The organism is Pseudomonas putida, from assembly GCF_001636055.1.
In the GTDB taxonomy this organism is placed as follows: domain Bacteria; phylum Pseudomonadota; class Gammaproteobacteria; order Pseudomonadales; family Pseudomonadaceae; genus Aquipseudomonas; species Aquipseudomonas machongensis.
On sequence record NZ_CP011789.1, the window covers coordinates 2,880,407 to 2,894,843 of the forward strand.

Sequence of the window (14,437 nt, forward strand, 5' to 3'; positions counted from 1 at the left end):
TCATTGGCCCCGGGTCAGGATCTGCAGCGGCGCCATGCCGCGCTGAACGTTCTGGTTGACCGTGTTGGAGATGCTGTTGGCGCCGGACGCCCCGGCACCGGAACCGCCGGGCATGCCGGGCAATTGCGACTGGGCGGTGCCCATGCCGCGCAGGTTGCCGGAGTTGTCGGGCTGGAAGATGCGGCTGACGGTCGAGCCGCTGGCGACGCTGGCGAAGTCGCCATCGGTCAGTTCGTTGTTGGTCTGGGCCTGGATGCGTGCCGACTCGTTGGTGTTGGCGGTGGTCGGGTAGGGGTCTGGCGTGCCGGTTCGGCGATCAGCCTGACGCGGCTGGACATCGCGATTGAGGACGATCACCCCGTTGCCGCCAGCGAAGACCGGCGGCGCAATCGATGTGGCGGCAAGGCAAGCCAGAACGAGCAGTGCAGGCAGTGTGTTGTGCTGGTTCCCCACGGCGGTGCTCCCTTTCTGTGCGCTGGCCCTTGAGCGTTGCCAGAACAGGGAGCGAAAGCCGTGCCGGTTTTGCTTTTTGCCGATTTATCAGTGGGTTGTGCGAGTGGGGTGGCAGTGCCGGTTTTCTGCTGTATCAGCGTTGATACAAGGTGCCGGGTCGTCGCCCGTCAAGGGCCGAAGCACGGGCGATCTGGCGGGGTGCGGAGGGGGTGTATCAGCGCTGTGACAGTTCCCCCGAAAGTGTGGGGAAGGCCCCGGCAATAGGGGTTTGATGGCGAGTGGGTGTATCAGTGAGTTAACAGTCCGGTCGTGCTGAGGGGCCGGGCTGGGCTCACCCCATGAGCTCGGCCACCGCCGCCAGCGCGTCATCCCGGCGCTGCTGCCAGTCCCCGTCAATCACCCGCAGTGGCTGGCGATGCTGTTGTAGCCAGTGCAGGCTGTCACCGAAGAACGCCTGGCGCTCCTCAAGCCGCGGCTGGCAGCGCTGGCCATCGCCAATCCATTCCACACCCTCGGGACTGAGCAGCAGGTGCAGGTCGTAGTGCCTGGCCAGCAGCGCTTGTTCCATCCACGCAGGGCAGTCGCCGAACAACACGCGACTCCACAACATGTTGCTAAGCAGGTGGGTATCGAGGATCAGCAGCGAAGGCGAGGCTGCCCGCGCATGGTCTTCCCAGGCCAGTTGCCCGCGGGCGATGACCGGAATATCGGCGTAGCAGGTATCGCGCTGCTCGGTGTCGATGAAATGGCGTACGTATTCGCCGACGGTGATGCCACCGAAACGGTGCTGGATCTCGCCACTGAGCCAGCTCTTGCCACTGGATTCAGGGCCGCACAGGACCAGGACCTTCATGCGCCGGCCAGCGCCGGATCGCGCCGCCACTCCAGCCAACCGCGCACGGCGATCAGGGTGAACAGGGCGTACAACGCGGCGGTCAGGTACAAGCCCTTGTACAGGAACAGTCCGACGAAGATCACATCGACCACGAACCACAACGCCCAGCATTGCAGGCGTTTTTGTGCCATCCACACCTGCGCGACCAGACTGAACCCGGTCAGCGCTGCATCCAGCCAGGGTTGGGCGGCGTCGGTCCAGTGGGCCATCGCGGCCCCCAGGGCGGCGCTCGCCAGCAGGCCCAAGCCCAGTCCGCGCAGCACCGTGGCGGTGTCCAGGCGTGATACCCGGCGCGCGTCCTCGACGCGGTCCGGCCGCGTCCATTGCCACCAGCCATAGAGGTTGAGCACGGCATAGACCACTTGCAGGAGCATGTCCGAATACAGCTTCACGTCGTAGAAGATCCAGCTGTAGAGCAGCACCATCACCAGGCCGATCGGCCAGCACCAGATGTTCTGCCTGACCGTGAGCCAGACGGCGATGACGCCGAGCGCGGCGGCGAAGAGTTCGAGGCCGGACATCGGCGATCCTTCGGAGGGGAAAGGGCGCGATTGTAGCTTGAGGGCAGGGGAAGGTGAATCTCTGCAACAAGGGGCGCCGTAGCGCCCCCTGGAGGTCAGACTCTGAATTGTCGCAACAACTGCTCGAGCTCCTCGCTCAGGCGGGCCAGGGCAACACCGGCATCGCTGGATTGGCGCGCCGCCTCGGCGGTCTGTTGCGAAAGGCCCGCGGTGTCGAGCACGTTGCGGTTGATTTCCTCGACCACATGGGACTGCTGCAGGGTGGCGCTGGCGATCGAGGTGTTCAGCGCTGCCAGGGTATGCAGTGCCTGTTCGATGGCTGCAAGGCTGGTGCCGGCTTCGCGGGCCTGTTCGACGGTCTGGCGCGATGCTTCGCTACTGGTGTCGATGGCCCGGACGGCGGCATCCGACTGGCCCTGCAGATGCTCGATCATGGTCTGGATCTCGGCAGTGGACTGCGCCGTGCGCTGGGCCAGCAGGCGTACCTCGTCGGCGACTACGGCAAAGCCGCGGCCCTGCTCGCCAGCGCGGGCGGCCTCGATGGCGGCGTTGAGGGCCAGCAGGTTGGTCTGCTCGGCGATCGAGCGGATCACTTCCAGTACGCCACCAATCTTGGTGCTGTGCCCGGCCAGGTCGCGGATCACCCCCTGGGCCTGATCGATGGTCGCCGACAACCGGTCGATCTGCTGCAGGCTGCCATGGATCGCCTGCTGGCCCTGACCGACCTGCTGCTGCGCGGCGCGCATTTCCACGGCCGCCTGCTCGGCGTTCTTCGCCACATCCTGCACCGCGTAGGTGACCTCGTTGACCGCCGTGGCCACCTGGTCCATCTGCAAGGATTGCTGGGCACTGCGCTGCTGGGCGCTGCCGGCGTTGTCGCCGACGTGCCCGGCAGACTGGGCCAGGGCATGGGCTGTGCCCTGCAACTGGCCGACCACGCCCTGCAGCTTGCCGTTGAAGCGGTTGAAGTACTCGCCCAGGTGGGTGATTTCGTCGCGTCCGTGGGTGTCCAGGCGGCGGGTCAGGTCGCTCTCGCCACTGGCGATGTTGCCCATGGCCTGCACCGCCTCGTGCAGCGGACGGGCGATGCTGCGGGCGATCAGCCACACCACCAGCCCCATCACCAGGGCAATGACCAGCCCGACCAGCGAGGCCTCGCGGACCTGGCGGGCGAATTCGTCCTGGACGTCGTCGACGTAGACCCCCGAGCCGATGATCCAGCCCCAGGGTTTGAACAGTTCTATATAGGAGGTCTTGGCCACCGGCTCGCTGGCGCCGGGCTTGGGCCAGCGGTAGTTGACCGGACCTGCGCCCTGGGCCTTGGCCAGGGTCACCATCTCGTTGAACACGGCAAAGCCGTCAGGGTCGCGGATCGCCGACAGGTCCTGACCATCGAGCTTGGCGTTGACCGGATGCATGACCATCTTCGGTTGCAGGTCGTTGATCCAGAAATAGTCATCCTTGTCGTAGCGCAGGCTGCGCACCACCTGTAGCGCCTGCTGCTGGGCGCTTTGCCGATCAAGGCTGCCGGCGGCCTCCAGCCCCTGGTAGTAGGCGAGCACGCCCACGGCAGTCTCGACCACGTGCTGGGTCTTCTGCGCCTTGGCCTGGTACAGGTCGCCATGGATCTGGCGCAGCATCAGCAGCCCCAGGACCAACAGCATGGCGACGGCCACGAGCAGGATCAGCCACAGACGACGGCTGATCGACATCGATCTCAAGGTCTTCATCAAAAGGTCACTCCATGTCTTGTTCTTTTTATATGAGCAGCATCCAACCATGACCGGATGCCGGCAACCCAGTCGACCAACGGCTAAGTGCCGGGCTCGACAATCCATGTTGCATCCCGCGCAAGCCTTCGTGCGGGGCCTCTGATAGGATTTCGGCCGCGCAAGATGAAACCTTTAGCCGCGGCGCACTTTTTCGCTGGTGTTGTGACTAACGAAGGCTGTAAAACACGCGTCGCCGCGCGTGCGGTGAATATTTGTAATCGAAAAGAACTAGGGTGCTGCCAGGAGCAGTGTCCATTGGGGGAGTTGATGGATTTTTGGAGTGCCTTCCAGGCAATCATCCTGGGTATCGTCGAGGGCTTGACCGAGTTCCTGCCGATTTCCAGTACCGGCCACCAGATCATCGTGGCCGACCTGATCGATTTTGGCGGTGAGCGCGCGATGGCGTTCAACATCATCATTCAGCTGGGCGCGATCCTGGCGGTGGTGTGGGAGTTTCGCAGCAAGATTTTCGAAGTGGTATTCGGCCTGTCGAGCCAGCCCAGGGCGCGGCGCTTCACGGCCAACCTGCTGATCGCCTTCCTGCCGGCGGTAGTGCTTGGCGTACTGTTCGCCGACCTGATCCACGAGTACCTGTTCAACCCGATCACCGTGGCGGTGGCGTTGGTGGTGGGTGGCTTCATCATGCTCTGGGCCGAGCGCCGCGATCACCGTATCGAGGTCGACCATGTCGACGACATGCGCTGGTCCCATGCCCTGAAGGTTGGCCTGGTGCAGTGCCTGGCGATGATCCCGGGGACCTCGCGTTCGGGCTCGACCATCATCGGCGGCCTGCTGTTCGGCCTGTCGCGCAAGGCCGCGACCGAGTTCTCGTTCTTCTTGGCGATGCCGACCATGGTCGGTGCCGCGGTGTATTCGGGCTACAAGTACCGCGACCTGTTCCAGCCGGCCGACCTGCCGGTGTTCGCCATCGGCTTCGTGGTGTCGTTCATCTTCGCCATGATCGCGGTGCGTGCGTTGCTCAAGTTCATCGCCAACCACAGCTACGCGGTCTTTGCCTGGTACCGCATTGCCTTCGGCCTGCTGATCCTGGCGACCTGGCAGTTCGGCTGGGTTGACTGGGCCACGGCGCACGGCTGATGGCGCGCGGGCAAAGTGCCGGGCGGCGCGACGCTGGCCAGGCAGGCGAGGGCGTGCGCAACCTGCGCCTGAAGTTGCTGGTGCTGCTGGTCTTGTGCCTGCTACCGGGCGTGGGGGTGGCGCAGATGGCCTGGAGCGGCCAGTCCTGGCTGCCCCTGGCGCTGTATCCGGCGGCCAGCCTGATCTGCCTGTTGTTGTACTGGCAGGACAAGCGGCAGGCCCGCACCCAGGCCTGGCGTACGCCCGAGAAAATCCTCCACGCCAGCGAGTTGCTCGGTGGTTGGCCGGGTGCCTTGCTGGCGCAGCAACTGTTCCGGCACAAGACCCGCAAGCTGTCGTACCAGATGGTGTTCTGGGCAATCGTCGCGTTGCACCAGGTGTTCTGGCTGGATCGGCTGGTGCTGGGTGGGCGCTGGCTGGGGTTGATGGGCTGAGCGAGCGCCGCGCAATCCTCAATCCGCCAACAAGCCCACCTGCAAGCGCTTGGGTAAGCGTCGCACCACCAGTTGGTGCGAGCGCTGCAGCAGATCGGTCAGTTCCTCCCGACCCATGGGGTAGGGAGGCAGCATGCTGATCCAGCGCGCCCTCGCCAGATAAGGCGCCGGCCGTACGCGGGGACGGTCGCAATAACCGAGAAACAGCTCGTCGGCGACCTTGAACATCAAGCCTGCTCCCGGCAGGTCAAGCACGGCGAACATCTTGTTACCGGCCACCGAGAACACCCGGATTCCGCCCCATTTGTAATCCTCCCGCGCACCGGGCAGGCTCAGGCAGAACGCTGCCACCTGCTCGGGGCTCATGCGTCGTTCAGACATAACGCTCTCCACAGGCCTCGAACGAGGCCGCCAGGTGGTCGATCCATACCCGCACTGCAGGCAACACACCACGTCGGTGCGGATACACTGCCTGCAGGTAACCCCCTGGCAGTGACCATTCCGGCAGCAGGTGCACCAGTTCGCCGCGTTCCAGTTCTTCTTCGCAATAGTTGCTTGGCAGGGCGGTAAAGCCCAGGCCTGCGCGGGCCGAGGCCTTGCGCACAACGAAGTCATCGATGGTCAGGCGCGGTTCCAGGGCGACCTCCTGCTCCTCACCGCCAGGCCCGATGAGGCGAAAGTGCACCAGGCGATCGGCATCCGCCGCTCCCAGCACCGGCAGCCCCACCAATTGCGACGGGTGCTCGAGCCCGTCGGCGAATCCAGGTGCTGCCACCAGGTACATCTGCGCCTGGCGCAGGCGGCGGGTGGCCAGGGCCGGGTCCTCGTCCCCCAGGTCGCGCACCCGCAGCGCCACATCGATACCTTCGGCGATCAGGTCGACACGGCGATTGAGCAGCACCATCTCCAGTTGGACCAGCGGGTACTGGGCGAGAAAGCGGCTGATGATGTCGGGTAAAAAGGCATGTGCCAGGGCTACCGGGCTAGATACCCGCAGGCGTCCACGCGGCTCGCTGGTCATGCTGGCGACGGCTTCGTCGGCCATCTCGGCCTCCAGCAGCATGGCCTGGCAGTGGTGCAGGTAACGTTCACCGACGGCGGTCAGCTTCAGTTGCCGGGTCGTGCGCTGCAGCAGGCGCGTGCCCAGGCGCTCCTCGAGTTCCGCGATACGCCGCGACAGGCGCGACTTGGGGATGCCCAACTGGCGCCCGGCGGCGGCGAAGCCACCGGCCTCGACCACTCGGGCGAAGTAGAAGAGGTCGTTGAGGTCTTGCATATGGATATCTCACCGTTCCATCAGTGGAACAAACTAACGCATTTTTGCCGACTAATCAGCTATTCGTCGCCTGTGTAGGATTCTCTCCATCGTGATCGCCCACCGCCGCGGTCTTCATTCACAGGAGAGTCCCATGAAACTGTTGCACATCGATTCGAGCATCCTGGGCGACAATTCCGCCTCCCGCCAGTTGAGCCGCGAAGTGGTCGATGCCTGGAAGGCCGCCGATCCTAGCGTCGAAGTCATCTACCGCGACCTCGCTGCCGATGCCATCAGCCACTTCTCGGCCGCGACCCTGGTTGCCGCCGGCACCCCCGAAGAAGCCCGTGACGCCGCCCTGGCCCACGAAGCCCGCCTGAGTGCCGAAACCCTGGCCGAATTCCTCGCCGCCGACGCCGTGGTGATCGGTGCTCCGATGTACAACTTCACCGTGCCCACCCAGCTTAAGGCCTGGATCGATCGCGTCGCCGTCGCCGGTCAGACCTTCCGCTACACCGAAGCGGGCCCGGAAGGCCTGTGCGGCGACAAGAAAGTCGTGCTGGTGTCCACTGCCGGTGGCCTGCACCAGGGCCAGCCAAGCGGTGTCGGCCATGAAGACTTCCTCAAGGTGTTCCTGGGCTTCATCGGCATCACCGACCTGGAAATCGTCCGCGCCCACGGCCTGGCGTATGGCCCTGAGCATCGCAGCAAGGCCATCGACGCTGCCCAGGCGCAGATTGCCAACGAGCTGTTCGCCGCAGCCTGATCCGAACCCCGAAAAAGCCGGCTGTCGCCTTGTGCGACAGCCGGCTTTTTCATGGATGTTTCATCTGTCGTCCATCGCGTAGCTTCTATGCTTATGCTACTCGTCCGCCTCGAGGGGAGAGACGCTCGCGATGAAAACCCGTGCCCTGTTGACGTTGCTCTTGCTCGGCGGCCTGCTGGCCCGTGCCGAGGCTTCACCCTGGGCGGCCGGCCTGCATCGCCTCACGCTTGCCGACCCGGTGGACGCCCAGCCCATGCAGGCCCTGGTGTTCTATCCCAGCAGCAGCCCGGCGCGGCCTACGCGCATCGAAGGCTACACCCTGCGGGTGGCCGAAGAGGCGCCGGTCGCCATGGGCCAGTTCCCGCTGCTGGTGGTCTCCCATGGCAATACCGGCACCCCGGTGGCGTTGCACGACCTGGCGACCTCGCTGGCCCGCCAGGGCTTCGTGGTGGTGGCCGTCACCCACCCGGGCGACAACCTTCGTGACCACAGTCGGCTGGGCAAGCTCAGCAACCTCTACGGCCGCCCCTTGCAGATCAGCGCCGCGATCACCGCGGCGCGTGCGGATCACCTGCTCAGCCCCTACCTCAGCCAGGGCAAGGTTGGCGTGATCGGCTACTCAGCAGGCGGGGAGACCGCATTGATCCTGTCGGGCGCCCAGCCAGACCTTGAGCGACTGCGCAACTATTGCCTGGAACGGCCGATGGATGCCGATGCCTGCAAGACCCACGGCGTGTTGATCGCCGACCGCAGCGAGTTGACCCCGCAGTCCGACCCGCGTGTCGGTGCGGTGATGCTGATGGCGCCATTGAGCCTGATGTTTGGCCGCCATGCCCTGGCCGGCGTGCATGTGCCCGCACTGATCTACAGCGGCGACCAGGACCAGCTGCTTGCAGTCGACCGCAACGCCAGCGCCCTGGCGCGCAAGTTGCCGGTCACGCCCGACTACCGTCTGTTGTCTGGCGCTGGGCATTTCGTGTTCATGGCACCCTGCGACGACGAACAGCGCCAGCGCATGGCGGTGTTGTGCAAGGATGCCGACGGCATCGACCGTCGCCAGGTGCACCGGGGCCTGCAGAGCGAGGCTGCGGCGTTTTTCAGCCAGGCGCTGGGAGCCCCGGAGCCCGCCGAGCGCTCAGCGGCGGTCGGCGCGGCGGGCCAGCAGCAGGACCAGGCCCACCCCTGACAGCGCCAGCAGCGCTGCCACGCAGAAGATCGACGCGTACCCCAGGTGCACGGCTACCGCGCCCATTACCGGGCCGGCCAGGCCCAATGCCAGGTCGAAGAACACCGCGTAGGCCCCGAGCCCCGCGCCCCGGCTGGCGCTGGGCACCTGCCTGATCGCCTCTACGCCCAGCGCCGGATATACCAGCGACAAGCCAAAGCCGGTGAGCCCCGCCCCAACCAAAGCCCATCCCGGTGCAGGCGCCAGCCACAGCAGGGTCAGCCCCAGCACTTCGGTGGCCATGCACGCGATCGCCACGTTATAGCCGCCGAAGCGGTTGACCGCGTTGACGAACAACAGCCGCGAGACGATGAAGCACAGGCCGAAGGCGCTCAGGCACCAGGCCGCGCCGACCCAGCCTTGCTCCAGGTAGTAGAGGGTGACGAAGGTGGTCAGGGTGCCGTAGCCGATCGACGCCAGTGTCAGCCCCATGCCGCAGGGTGCAACGCGGCCAAAGGCGGACCAGAAGGGCAGGCGCTCACCGCGCACCACTACTACGTCCGGGCGGCCGCGCAGCACCCACAGGGCCAGCAGCGCCATCACCAGCAAGGCCGGGCCGAGGGCAACGAAGCTCAGTTGGCCGACCATCACCACCCCGGCGGGCGCGCCGATGGCGATGGCGCCGTAGGAGGCGATGCCATTCCAGGAGATCACCCGCGCGGTGTGTTCGGCACCGACCTGGCCGATGCCCCAGCTCAGCGTGGCGACGCCGATCAGGCCTTGGGCGACCCCCAGCAGCACACGCCCGGCCAGCAGCAACGCCAGGCTCAGCGAGGGCAGGGCGAGGGACCAGGCCGACAGCAGGGTCAGCACGCCGCAACCGGCAATGCCATACAGCCCGTAGCGAATCGCCTGCTTGCCGCCCAGGCTATCGGCCACGCGACCGGCGAAGGGCCTGCTGAGCAAGGTGGCGAGGTACTGCAAGCCGATGGTCAGGCCAGCGATTACCGCACCCATGCCCAATTGGTCGTGTACATGGCCGGGCAGCACCGCGATGGGCAGGCCGATGCACAGGAAGGCGACGAAGGTGTAGAAGACGATCGAAAGGATCTGCAGGGTCAGGGCGGTGGTGCTGACAGGCGTTGGGGCTGGGGCGGTCATGGCGGTGTTCGCGGGCGGGCGGTGCAGCAATCATGGCTGGCTGGAGGGATAAAAGAAAGCAGCCTAACGATTTTCCCACACGATTCCTGTGCTTGAACCGGTGCCTGAACCGGCGTACCGTCTCCTTCCGTTTCCGCCAAGGAGTGCTCCATGCAAGGCAAGGCCCGCAAGGTCGTCCAGGCCATTCTCTACGAAGTCATCGCCGTGGCGTGCGTGGCGCCTGCGCTGTCGCTGATGTTCGACGCCGGCATGGCTCATTCGACGATACTCTCGATCCTGATGTCGGGCATCGCCATGAGCTGGAACATGGGCTACAACTGGGCCTTCGAGCGCTGGGAAGCACGCCAGGCGCAGCGTACCCGTACCTGGTTCCGCCGCTTGCTGCATGCGCTGGGCTTCGAGGGTGGGCTGGTGCTGATCCTGCTGCCGCTGGTGGCGTTCTGGCTGGATATCAGCCTGTGGAGCGCGTTGCTCACCAACCTGGCCCTGTTCGTGTTCTTCTTCGTCTATGCCTTCGTCTTCCAGTGGGGCTTTGACAAGGTCTTCGACGTGCCGCTGTCGGCACAGCAACAGGCGCGCTGCTGAATGTTGACTTCCTACGGTTTGGCGGGATAAGTTCCTACACCATGAATACCTACTCGCCTGTGCGCACCTTCGGCCTGATTATTATTACCGCCATTATCGGATTGGCGGGCTAGCGCGCACTGGCACCGAAACCCGCCCTGGAGGCGGGTTTTTTCTTCTCGACTCCTGGGCATCTGCAAACCCCAGGAGTCATCGATGAGCAATCTGAGCGTCAGCCCCCGTTCCCCCGTCACGCCCCAGCAGCTGCTGTCGGAGCAGGTGCGGCGCATTCTTGCAGCGCCCGTGTACGACCTGGCCATCGAAACCCCGCTGCAGGCGGCCCCGGCGCTGTCCACCAGCCTCGGCAACCAGGTGTTGCTCAAGCGCGAAGACCTGCAACCGACCTTCTCGTTCAAGATCCGCGGTGCCTATACCCGGCTGTCGCGCCTGTCCCAGGTCCAGCGCGAGCGTGGCGTGATCACCGCTTCCGCCGGCAACCATGCCCAGGGCGTGGCGCTGGCCGCAGCGCACCTGGGCATGACGGCGACCATCGTCATGCCCACCACCACCCCTGAACTGAAGATCGCCGGTGTGCGCTCGCGCGGCGGCAACGTGGTGCTGCATGGCGAAAGCTTCCCCCATGCCTTGGCCCATGCGCTGCAACTGGCCGACCGCCAGGGAGCGACGTTCGTGCCGCCGTTCGACGATCCCGACGTGATCGCCGGGCAGGGCACCGTGGCCATGGAGATCCTGCGCCAGCACCCGGGCGCCCTGGATGCGATCTTCGTCCCGGTCGGTGGCGGAGGCTTGATCGCGGGGATCGCCGCCTACGTGAAGTACTTGCGTCCGCAGGTCAAGGTGATCGGTGTCGAGCCCGAGGACTCCAACTGCCTGCAGGCCGCCCTGGCCGCTGGCGAGCGGGTGGTACTGGCGCAGGTCGGCACCTTTGCCGACGGCGTGGCGGTGGCCCAGGTCGGTGCCCATTGCTTCGAGTTGTGCCGGCATTTCGTCGATGAAGTGATCACCGTCAGCAGCGATGAGCTGTGCGCGGCGATCAAGGACATCTACGACGATACCCGCTCGATCACCGAACCATCCGGCGCGCTGGCCGTGGCCGGGATCAAGAAGTACGTGGCGCGAGATGCCGTCCGTGGGCAGACCCTGGTCGCCATCGACTCCGGGGCCAACATCAATTTCGACCGCCTGCGCCATGTGGCCGAACGTGCCGAACTCGGTGAGCAGCGTGAGGCGGTGATCGCGGTCACCATCCCTGAGCGGCCGGGGAGCTTTCGCGCTTTCTGCCAGGCCCTGGGCAAGCGCCAGGTGACCGAGTTCAACTACCGCTACCACCCTGGCAAGGAAGCCCGGCTGTTCGTTGGCGTGCAAACCCATCCGCAGCACGACCCGCGCGAGGGCCTGCTGGACAGCTTGCGGGTGCAGGGCTATGAGGTACTCGACCTGACCGACAACGAACTGGCCAAGCTGCATGTGCGCCACACTGTCGGCGGCCATGCTGCGCCGAGCGCCGACGAGCGGGTGCTGCGCTTCGAGTTCCCCGAACGCCCAGGTGCGTTGCTGGGCTTTCTCGAGCGCCTGGGCCAGAACTGGAACATCAGCCTGTTCCACTACCGTAACCATGGCGCTGCCGAGGCACGGGTATTCGCTGCGCTGGAGGTGCCAGCCGACGAGCAGGCCCTCATGCCCCAGGCGCTGCAGGCCATGGGTTATCGCTATTGGGATGAGACGGACAATCCGGCGTATCGGTTGTTTCTGGGGTAAACGAGTGCCGCTCATCGCGGATTGCCTGCGATGTCGACCGTTCAGTCACGGCGGCTTGCCCTGGATCAACATTCGTCCAGCAGTTAGGGCAGATCCTCGAGGGTAGACAGACAACAACCTGAGAGGATCTCGGCCATGAGCAGCACCTTCTTCATTCCACCCGTCAACATCATGGGCCTCGATTGCCTGGACGAAGCCATGGCGGCGATTGCCGGCTACGGCTTGCGCAAGGCGTTGATCGTGACTGACGAAGGCCTGTCCAGGGCCGGGGTCGCCAAGCGTATCGCCGGGCTACTGGCCGAGCGCGACATCGACTCGGCGATCTTCGACGGCGCCAAGCCCAACCCGAGCATCGCCAACGTCGAGGCGGGCCTGGCACTGTTGCAGCGCGAACGCTGCGATTGTGTGATCTCGCTCGGTGGCGGCTCGCCCCATGACTGCGCCAAGGGCATCGCCCTGTGCGCAACCAACGGCGGGCATATTCGCGACTACGAAGGCGTGGACCGTTCGGCCAAGCCGCAATTGCCACTGATCGCCATCAACACCACGGCCGGTACGGCCAGCGAGATGACCCGTTTCTGCATCATCACCGACGAATCGCGCCACGTGAAAATGGCCATCGTCGACCGCAATGTCACGCCAATCCTGTCGGTCAACGACCCGGCACTGATGGTCGGCATGCCCAAGGGCCTGACCGCCGCCACCGGCATGGATGCGCTGACCCACGCTATCGAGGCGTATGTCTCCACGGCCGCCAACCCGATCACCGACGCCTGTGCACTCAAGGCCATCACCCTGATCAACGACAACCTGCGCCAGGCGGTCGCCGACGGCCAGGACTTGCAAGCCCGTGAGAACATGGCGTACGCCCAGTTCCTCGCCGGCATGGCCTTCAACAATGCTTCGCTGGGTTATGTACATGCCATGGCGCATCAGCTCGGTGGCTATTACGACCTGCCGCACGGGGTCTGCAACGCGGTGTTGCTGCCGCATGTGCAACGCTTCAATGCCCAGGTCAGCGCTGCGCGTCTGCGCGATGTGGCCAAGGCCATGGGCGTGAAGGTGTGTGGGCTGACGGCAGAGCAGGGCGCGGGGGCGGCGATTTCGGCGATCGAGCATCTGGCCGTGGCGGTAGGGATCCCTTCCGGCCTGGCAGAGCTGGGGGCCAAGCGCGAAGATGTGCCGGTGTTGGCGGCCAATGCGTTGAAGGATGCCTGTGGGCTGACCAATCCGCGCACTGCCAGCCAGGGGGAGATCGAAGCGATTTTCGAGGCGGCGTTCTAGTTGACTCAAGGAATAGACGGCCTTGGCAAGCAGCACAAGGCCGCGCTTCAGCGCTCACGCATGAAGAACCCCGCCACGTACTTGCGGAAGGTTTCCGGGCTCTTGAAGTCTGCGTAGCGCTTGAAGTTTTCCGTGTCGGGCTCCGGGCCGAGCGGCTTTTCCAGCAGCGACACCGACAGCACGCGGTCCTGGTCGGAAGTCAGTACCAGCTCGTCCATCACCTCGCCGCCGATCACCGGGCGGCGCATCAGCACTTTGACCCCCTTGCCCGCCATCCAGTCGATCAGCGAGACCAAGGCTTTCAGCGGTTCGCGCTCCTCGTCACGGTATACCGGGAACAAGTGCGCACGTGAGAGCACCGGTACGCTGGCGACATGGATCAGTTCGTAGTAGTGGCTGCCGGCAGTGGCGGGCGAGTACAGCGCCAAGGCCAGCAGCGGGCCGCCGGTCTTGCTGCCACCCCAGAGCAAGTGATGGCCCTGGAAGTCGAAACCGTCTTCGCTACGGGCATTGAGCAGCTTGCGCCCCTTGATCTGCTCGACGCAGTCCAGCAACAGACCGTGGCGGCGGTGGTTGCCGAATACGCTGGATTCACGCAGGCGCGCCTTGAGCATCATCATGTGCTTCATGTCCAGGCGCGTTTCCAGGTAGTTGCTCGCCGGGACCCGCTCGAGCAGCGGATAGCGGCCAGCGACCCCGCGCAGTTCGGCGAACTGCGCGGTCAGGTCTTTTTTCAGGTGCGTGGCGTAGACGTTCAGGCCGCTGGCCTCGATCCAGGTCAGCAGCAGCGACAGCAGGCGCTGTTGCTCGCGGCGCTCCCCGGCCTCACCGCCGATTCCGTTACCCGTGGTGGCGCGGTGGAAGTCGCCGAGCAGACGCAGCGGCGTGTCTGGTGGCAGCCAGGCGGCGGGCGGCGGTACGTCCTCGCTGCGCTCCATGGCTTCGCGCTCGTCCTTGGTGAAAGGGCAGCCGGGAGCATGCTCCGGGGTGTCAGGGTTATTGCGCAGGAACAAGGTGCCAGTGTTGCCGTTGAGGCTGACATTGAGCACCGGCAGGGCATCCTTGCGGCAATCGCAGGCCAGCCATTGGTTGGCGCTGCGCACCTTCATCAGCCACTGGTTGGCTTGCAGCAGGCGCGGGCCAACCAGCGTGGCACTGGCAAACCCGGCCAGCAGTTCTTCTTCGGCCGGGGTGAGGGTGCGCACCTGCGCGCCGTTCTTTTCGATGATTCGCATTCAATAGCAGCTCCGAGCTACAAGCCTCAAGCTTCAAGCAAAGCCGCGGCGGTTT

15 protein-coding genes and 1 pseudogene are annotated in these 14,437 nt (G+C 65.1%); 7 read left to right on the top strand and 9 right to left on the bottom strand.

Annotated elements, in window-relative coordinates:
* From AB688_RS12740 to AB688_RS27515, 5 genes and pseudogenes are all read right to left on the bottom strand, one after another.
* On the bottom strand, nucleotides 1-453 hold the full coding sequence (locus AB688_RS12740) for a hypothetical protein (protein ID WP_063544474.1): 453 nt from the start codon (nucleotides 451-453) through the stop codon (nucleotides 1-3).
* A 331-nt stretch (nucleotides 454-784) separates the two neighbouring features.
* Nucleotides 785-1,306, bottom strand: a complete 522-nt coding sequence (locus tag AB688_RS12745) for an AAA family ATPase (protein WP_063544476.1) — start codon at nucleotides 1,304-1,306, stop codon at nucleotides 785-787.
* Nucleotides 1,303-1,869: a nicotinamide riboside transporter PnuC gene (gene pnuC, locus AB688_RS12750; protein WP_054893933.1), complete on the bottom strand. Its 567-nt coding sequence runs from the start codon at nucleotides 1,867-1,869 to the stop codon at nucleotides 1,303-1,305. Before pnuC ends, AB688_RS12745 begins: the two co-directional genes overlap by 4 nt.
* A 95-nt stretch (nucleotides 1,870-1,964) precedes the next feature.
* Nucleotides 1,965-2,699 (bottom strand): methyl-accepting chemotaxis protein, encoded by a 735-nt coding sequence (locus AB688_RS27510; protein ID WP_370671098.1) that lies wholly within the window; start codon nucleotides 2,697-2,699, stop codon nucleotides 1,965-1,967.
* A gap of 186 nt (nucleotides 2,700-2,885) precedes the next feature.
* Nucleotides 2,886-3,707: pseudogene (locus AB688_RS27515) on the bottom strand (cache domain-containing protein); the annotation flags it as partial.
* Between the two features lie 201 nt (nucleotides 3,708-3,908).
* Between AB688_RS27515 and AB688_RS12760 the strand changes: the two are divergent.
* Together AB688_RS12760 and AB688_RS12765 are read left to right on the top strand one after the other, a co-directional pair.
* Complete coding sequence (locus AB688_RS12760; protein ID WP_054893935.1) at nucleotides 3,909-4,739, top strand: undecaprenyl-diphosphate phosphatase; 831 nt, start codon at nucleotides 3,909-3,911, stop codon at nucleotides 4,737-4,739.
* Nucleotides 4,739-5,173 (top strand): DUF1294 domain-containing protein, encoded by a 435-nt coding sequence (locus AB688_RS12765; protein WP_054893936.1) that lies wholly within the window; start codon nucleotides 4,739-4,741, stop codon nucleotides 5,171-5,173. Before AB688_RS12760 ends, AB688_RS12765 begins: the two co-directional genes overlap by 1 nt.
* A gap of 18 nt (nucleotides 5,174-5,191) precedes the next feature.
* Here the strand turns inward: AB688_RS12765 and AB688_RS12770 are convergent, their stop codons facing one another.
* Together AB688_RS12770 and AB688_RS12775 are read right to left on the bottom strand one after the other, a co-directional pair.
* Complete coding sequence (locus tag AB688_RS12770) at nucleotides 5,192-5,554, bottom strand: MmcQ/YjbR family DNA-binding protein (protein ID WP_063544478.1); 363 nt, start codon at nucleotides 5,552-5,554, stop codon at nucleotides 5,192-5,194.
* Nucleotides 5,547-6,449, bottom strand: a complete 903-nt coding sequence (locus tag AB688_RS12775; protein WP_063544480.1) for a LysR substrate-binding domain-containing protein — start codon at nucleotides 6,447-6,449, stop codon at nucleotides 5,547-5,549. The genes AB688_RS12770 and AB688_RS12775 overlap by 8 nt, the downstream gene beginning before the upstream one ends.
* A 133-nt stretch (nucleotides 6,450-6,582) precedes the next feature.
* On the opposite strand from AB688_RS12775, the gene AB688_RS12780 reads away from it, so the two are divergent.
* Together AB688_RS12780 and AB688_RS12785 are read left to right on the top strand one after the other, a co-directional pair.
* Nucleotides 6,583-7,194 carry an FMN-dependent NADH-azoreductase gene (locus AB688_RS12780; protein ID WP_054893939.1) on the top strand — a complete coding sequence of 204 codons (612 nt, stop codon included), beginning with the start codon at nucleotides 6,583-6,585 and terminating at the stop codon, nucleotides 7,192-7,194.
* A 130-nt stretch (nucleotides 7,195-7,324) separates the two neighbouring features.
* On the top strand, nucleotides 7,325-8,380 hold the full coding sequence (locus AB688_RS12785) for an alpha/beta hydrolase family protein (protein ID WP_063544482.1): 1,056 nt from the start codon (nucleotides 7,325-7,327) through the stop codon (nucleotides 8,378-8,380).
* Here the strand turns inward: AB688_RS12785 and AB688_RS12790 are convergent.
* On the bottom strand, nucleotides 8,330-9,520 hold the full coding sequence (locus tag AB688_RS12790) for an MFS transporter (protein ID WP_063544484.1): 1,191 nt from the start codon (nucleotides 9,518-9,520) through the stop codon (nucleotides 8,330-8,332). The two genes, AB688_RS12785 and AB688_RS12790, sit on opposite strands and share 51 nt — an antisense overlap.
* Nucleotides 9,521-9,670: 150 nt before the next feature.
* Between AB688_RS12790 and AB688_RS12795 the strand changes: the two genes are divergently transcribed.
* The 3 genes from AB688_RS12795 to yiaY all read left to right on the top strand — a co-directional run bounded on the left by AB688_RS12795 (nucleotide 9,671) and on the right by yiaY (nucleotide 13,147).
* Nucleotides 9,671-10,105: a PACE efflux transporter gene (locus AB688_RS12795; protein WP_054893942.1), complete on the top strand. Its 435-nt coding sequence runs from the start codon at nucleotides 9,671-9,673 to the stop codon at nucleotides 10,103-10,105.
* 195 nt (nucleotides 10,106-10,300) lie between these two features.
* Nucleotides 10,301-11,863, top strand: coding sequence for a threonine ammonia-lyase, biosynthetic (gene ilvA / locus AB688_RS12800; RefSeq protein ID WP_063544486.1), 1,563 nt, complete (start codon nucleotides 10,301-10,303; stop codon nucleotides 11,861-11,863).
* A 135-nt stretch (nucleotides 11,864-11,998) separates the two neighbouring features.
* The gene (yiaY, locus tag AB688_RS12805) at nucleotides 11,999-13,147 is read left to right on the top strand and encodes an L-threonine dehydrogenase (protein ID WP_063544488.1); all 1,149 of its coding nucleotides are present in this window, start codon (nucleotides 11,999-12,001) and stop codon (nucleotides 13,145-13,147) included.
* A 47-nt stretch (nucleotides 13,148-13,194) separates the two neighbouring features.
* On the opposite strand, the gene AB688_RS12810 is transcribed toward yiaY, so the two are convergent.
* A complete protein-coding gene (locus AB688_RS12810; protein WP_063544490.1) occupies nucleotides 13,195-14,382 on the bottom strand; it encodes a hypothetical protein in 1,188 nt (395 codons plus the stop codon).
* Between the last annotated feature and the right edge of the window lie 55 nt (nucleotides 14,383-14,437).

Coding starts and splice junctions, on each gene's coding strand:
- ilvA (WP_063544486.1), top strand. CDS start 10,301: ATGAGCAATCTGAGCGTCAGCCCCCGTTCCCCCGTCACGCCCCAGCAG.
- AB688_RS12795 (WP_054893942.1), top strand. CDS start 9,671: ATGCAAGGCAAGGCCCGCAAGGTCGTCCAGGCCATTCTCTACGAAGTC.
- AB688_RS12765 (WP_054893936.1), top strand. CDS start 4,739: ATGGCGCGCGGGCAAAGTGCCGGGCGGCGCGACGCTGGCCAGGCAGGC.
- AB688_RS27510 (WP_370671098.1), bottom strand. CDS start 2,699: ATGGACCAGGTGGCCACGGCGGTCAACGAGGTCACCTACGCGGTGCAG.
- AB688_RS12775 (WP_063544480.1), bottom strand. CDS start 6,449: ATGCAAGACCTCAACGACCTCTTCTACTTCGCCCGAGTGGTCGAGGCC.
- AB688_RS12760 (WP_054893935.1), top strand. CDS start 3,909: ATGGATTTTTGGAGTGCCTTCCAGGCAATCATCCTGGGTATCGTCGAG.
- AB688_RS12770 (WP_063544478.1), bottom strand. CDS start 5,554: ATGTCTGAACGACGCATGAGCCCCGAGCAGGTGGCAGCGTTCTGCCTG.
- yiaY (WP_063544488.1), top strand. CDS start 11,999: ATGAGCAGCACCTTCTTCATTCCACCCGTCAACATCATGGGCCTCGAT.
- AB688_RS12810 (WP_063544490.1), bottom strand. CDS start 14,382: ATGCGAATCATCGAAAAGAACGGCGCGCAGGTGCGCACCCTCACCCCG.
- AB688_RS12745 (WP_063544476.1), bottom strand. CDS start 1,306: ATGAAGGTCCTGGTCCTGTGCGGCCCTGAATCCAGTGGCAAGAGCTGG.
- AB688_RS12780 (WP_054893939.1), top strand. CDS start 6,583: ATGAAACTGTTGCACATCGATTCGAGCATCCTGGGCGACAATTCCGCC.
- AB688_RS12785 (WP_063544482.1), top strand. CDS start 7,325: ATGAAAACCCGTGCCCTGTTGACGTTGCTCTTGCTCGGCGGCCTGCTG.
- AB688_RS12790 (WP_063544484.1), bottom strand. CDS start 9,520: ATGACCGCCCCAGCCCCAACGCCTGTCAGCACCACCGCCCTGACCCTG.
- pnuC (WP_054893933.1), bottom strand. CDS start 1,869: ATGTCCGGCCTCGAACTCTTCGCCGCCGCGCTCGGCGTCATCGCCGTC.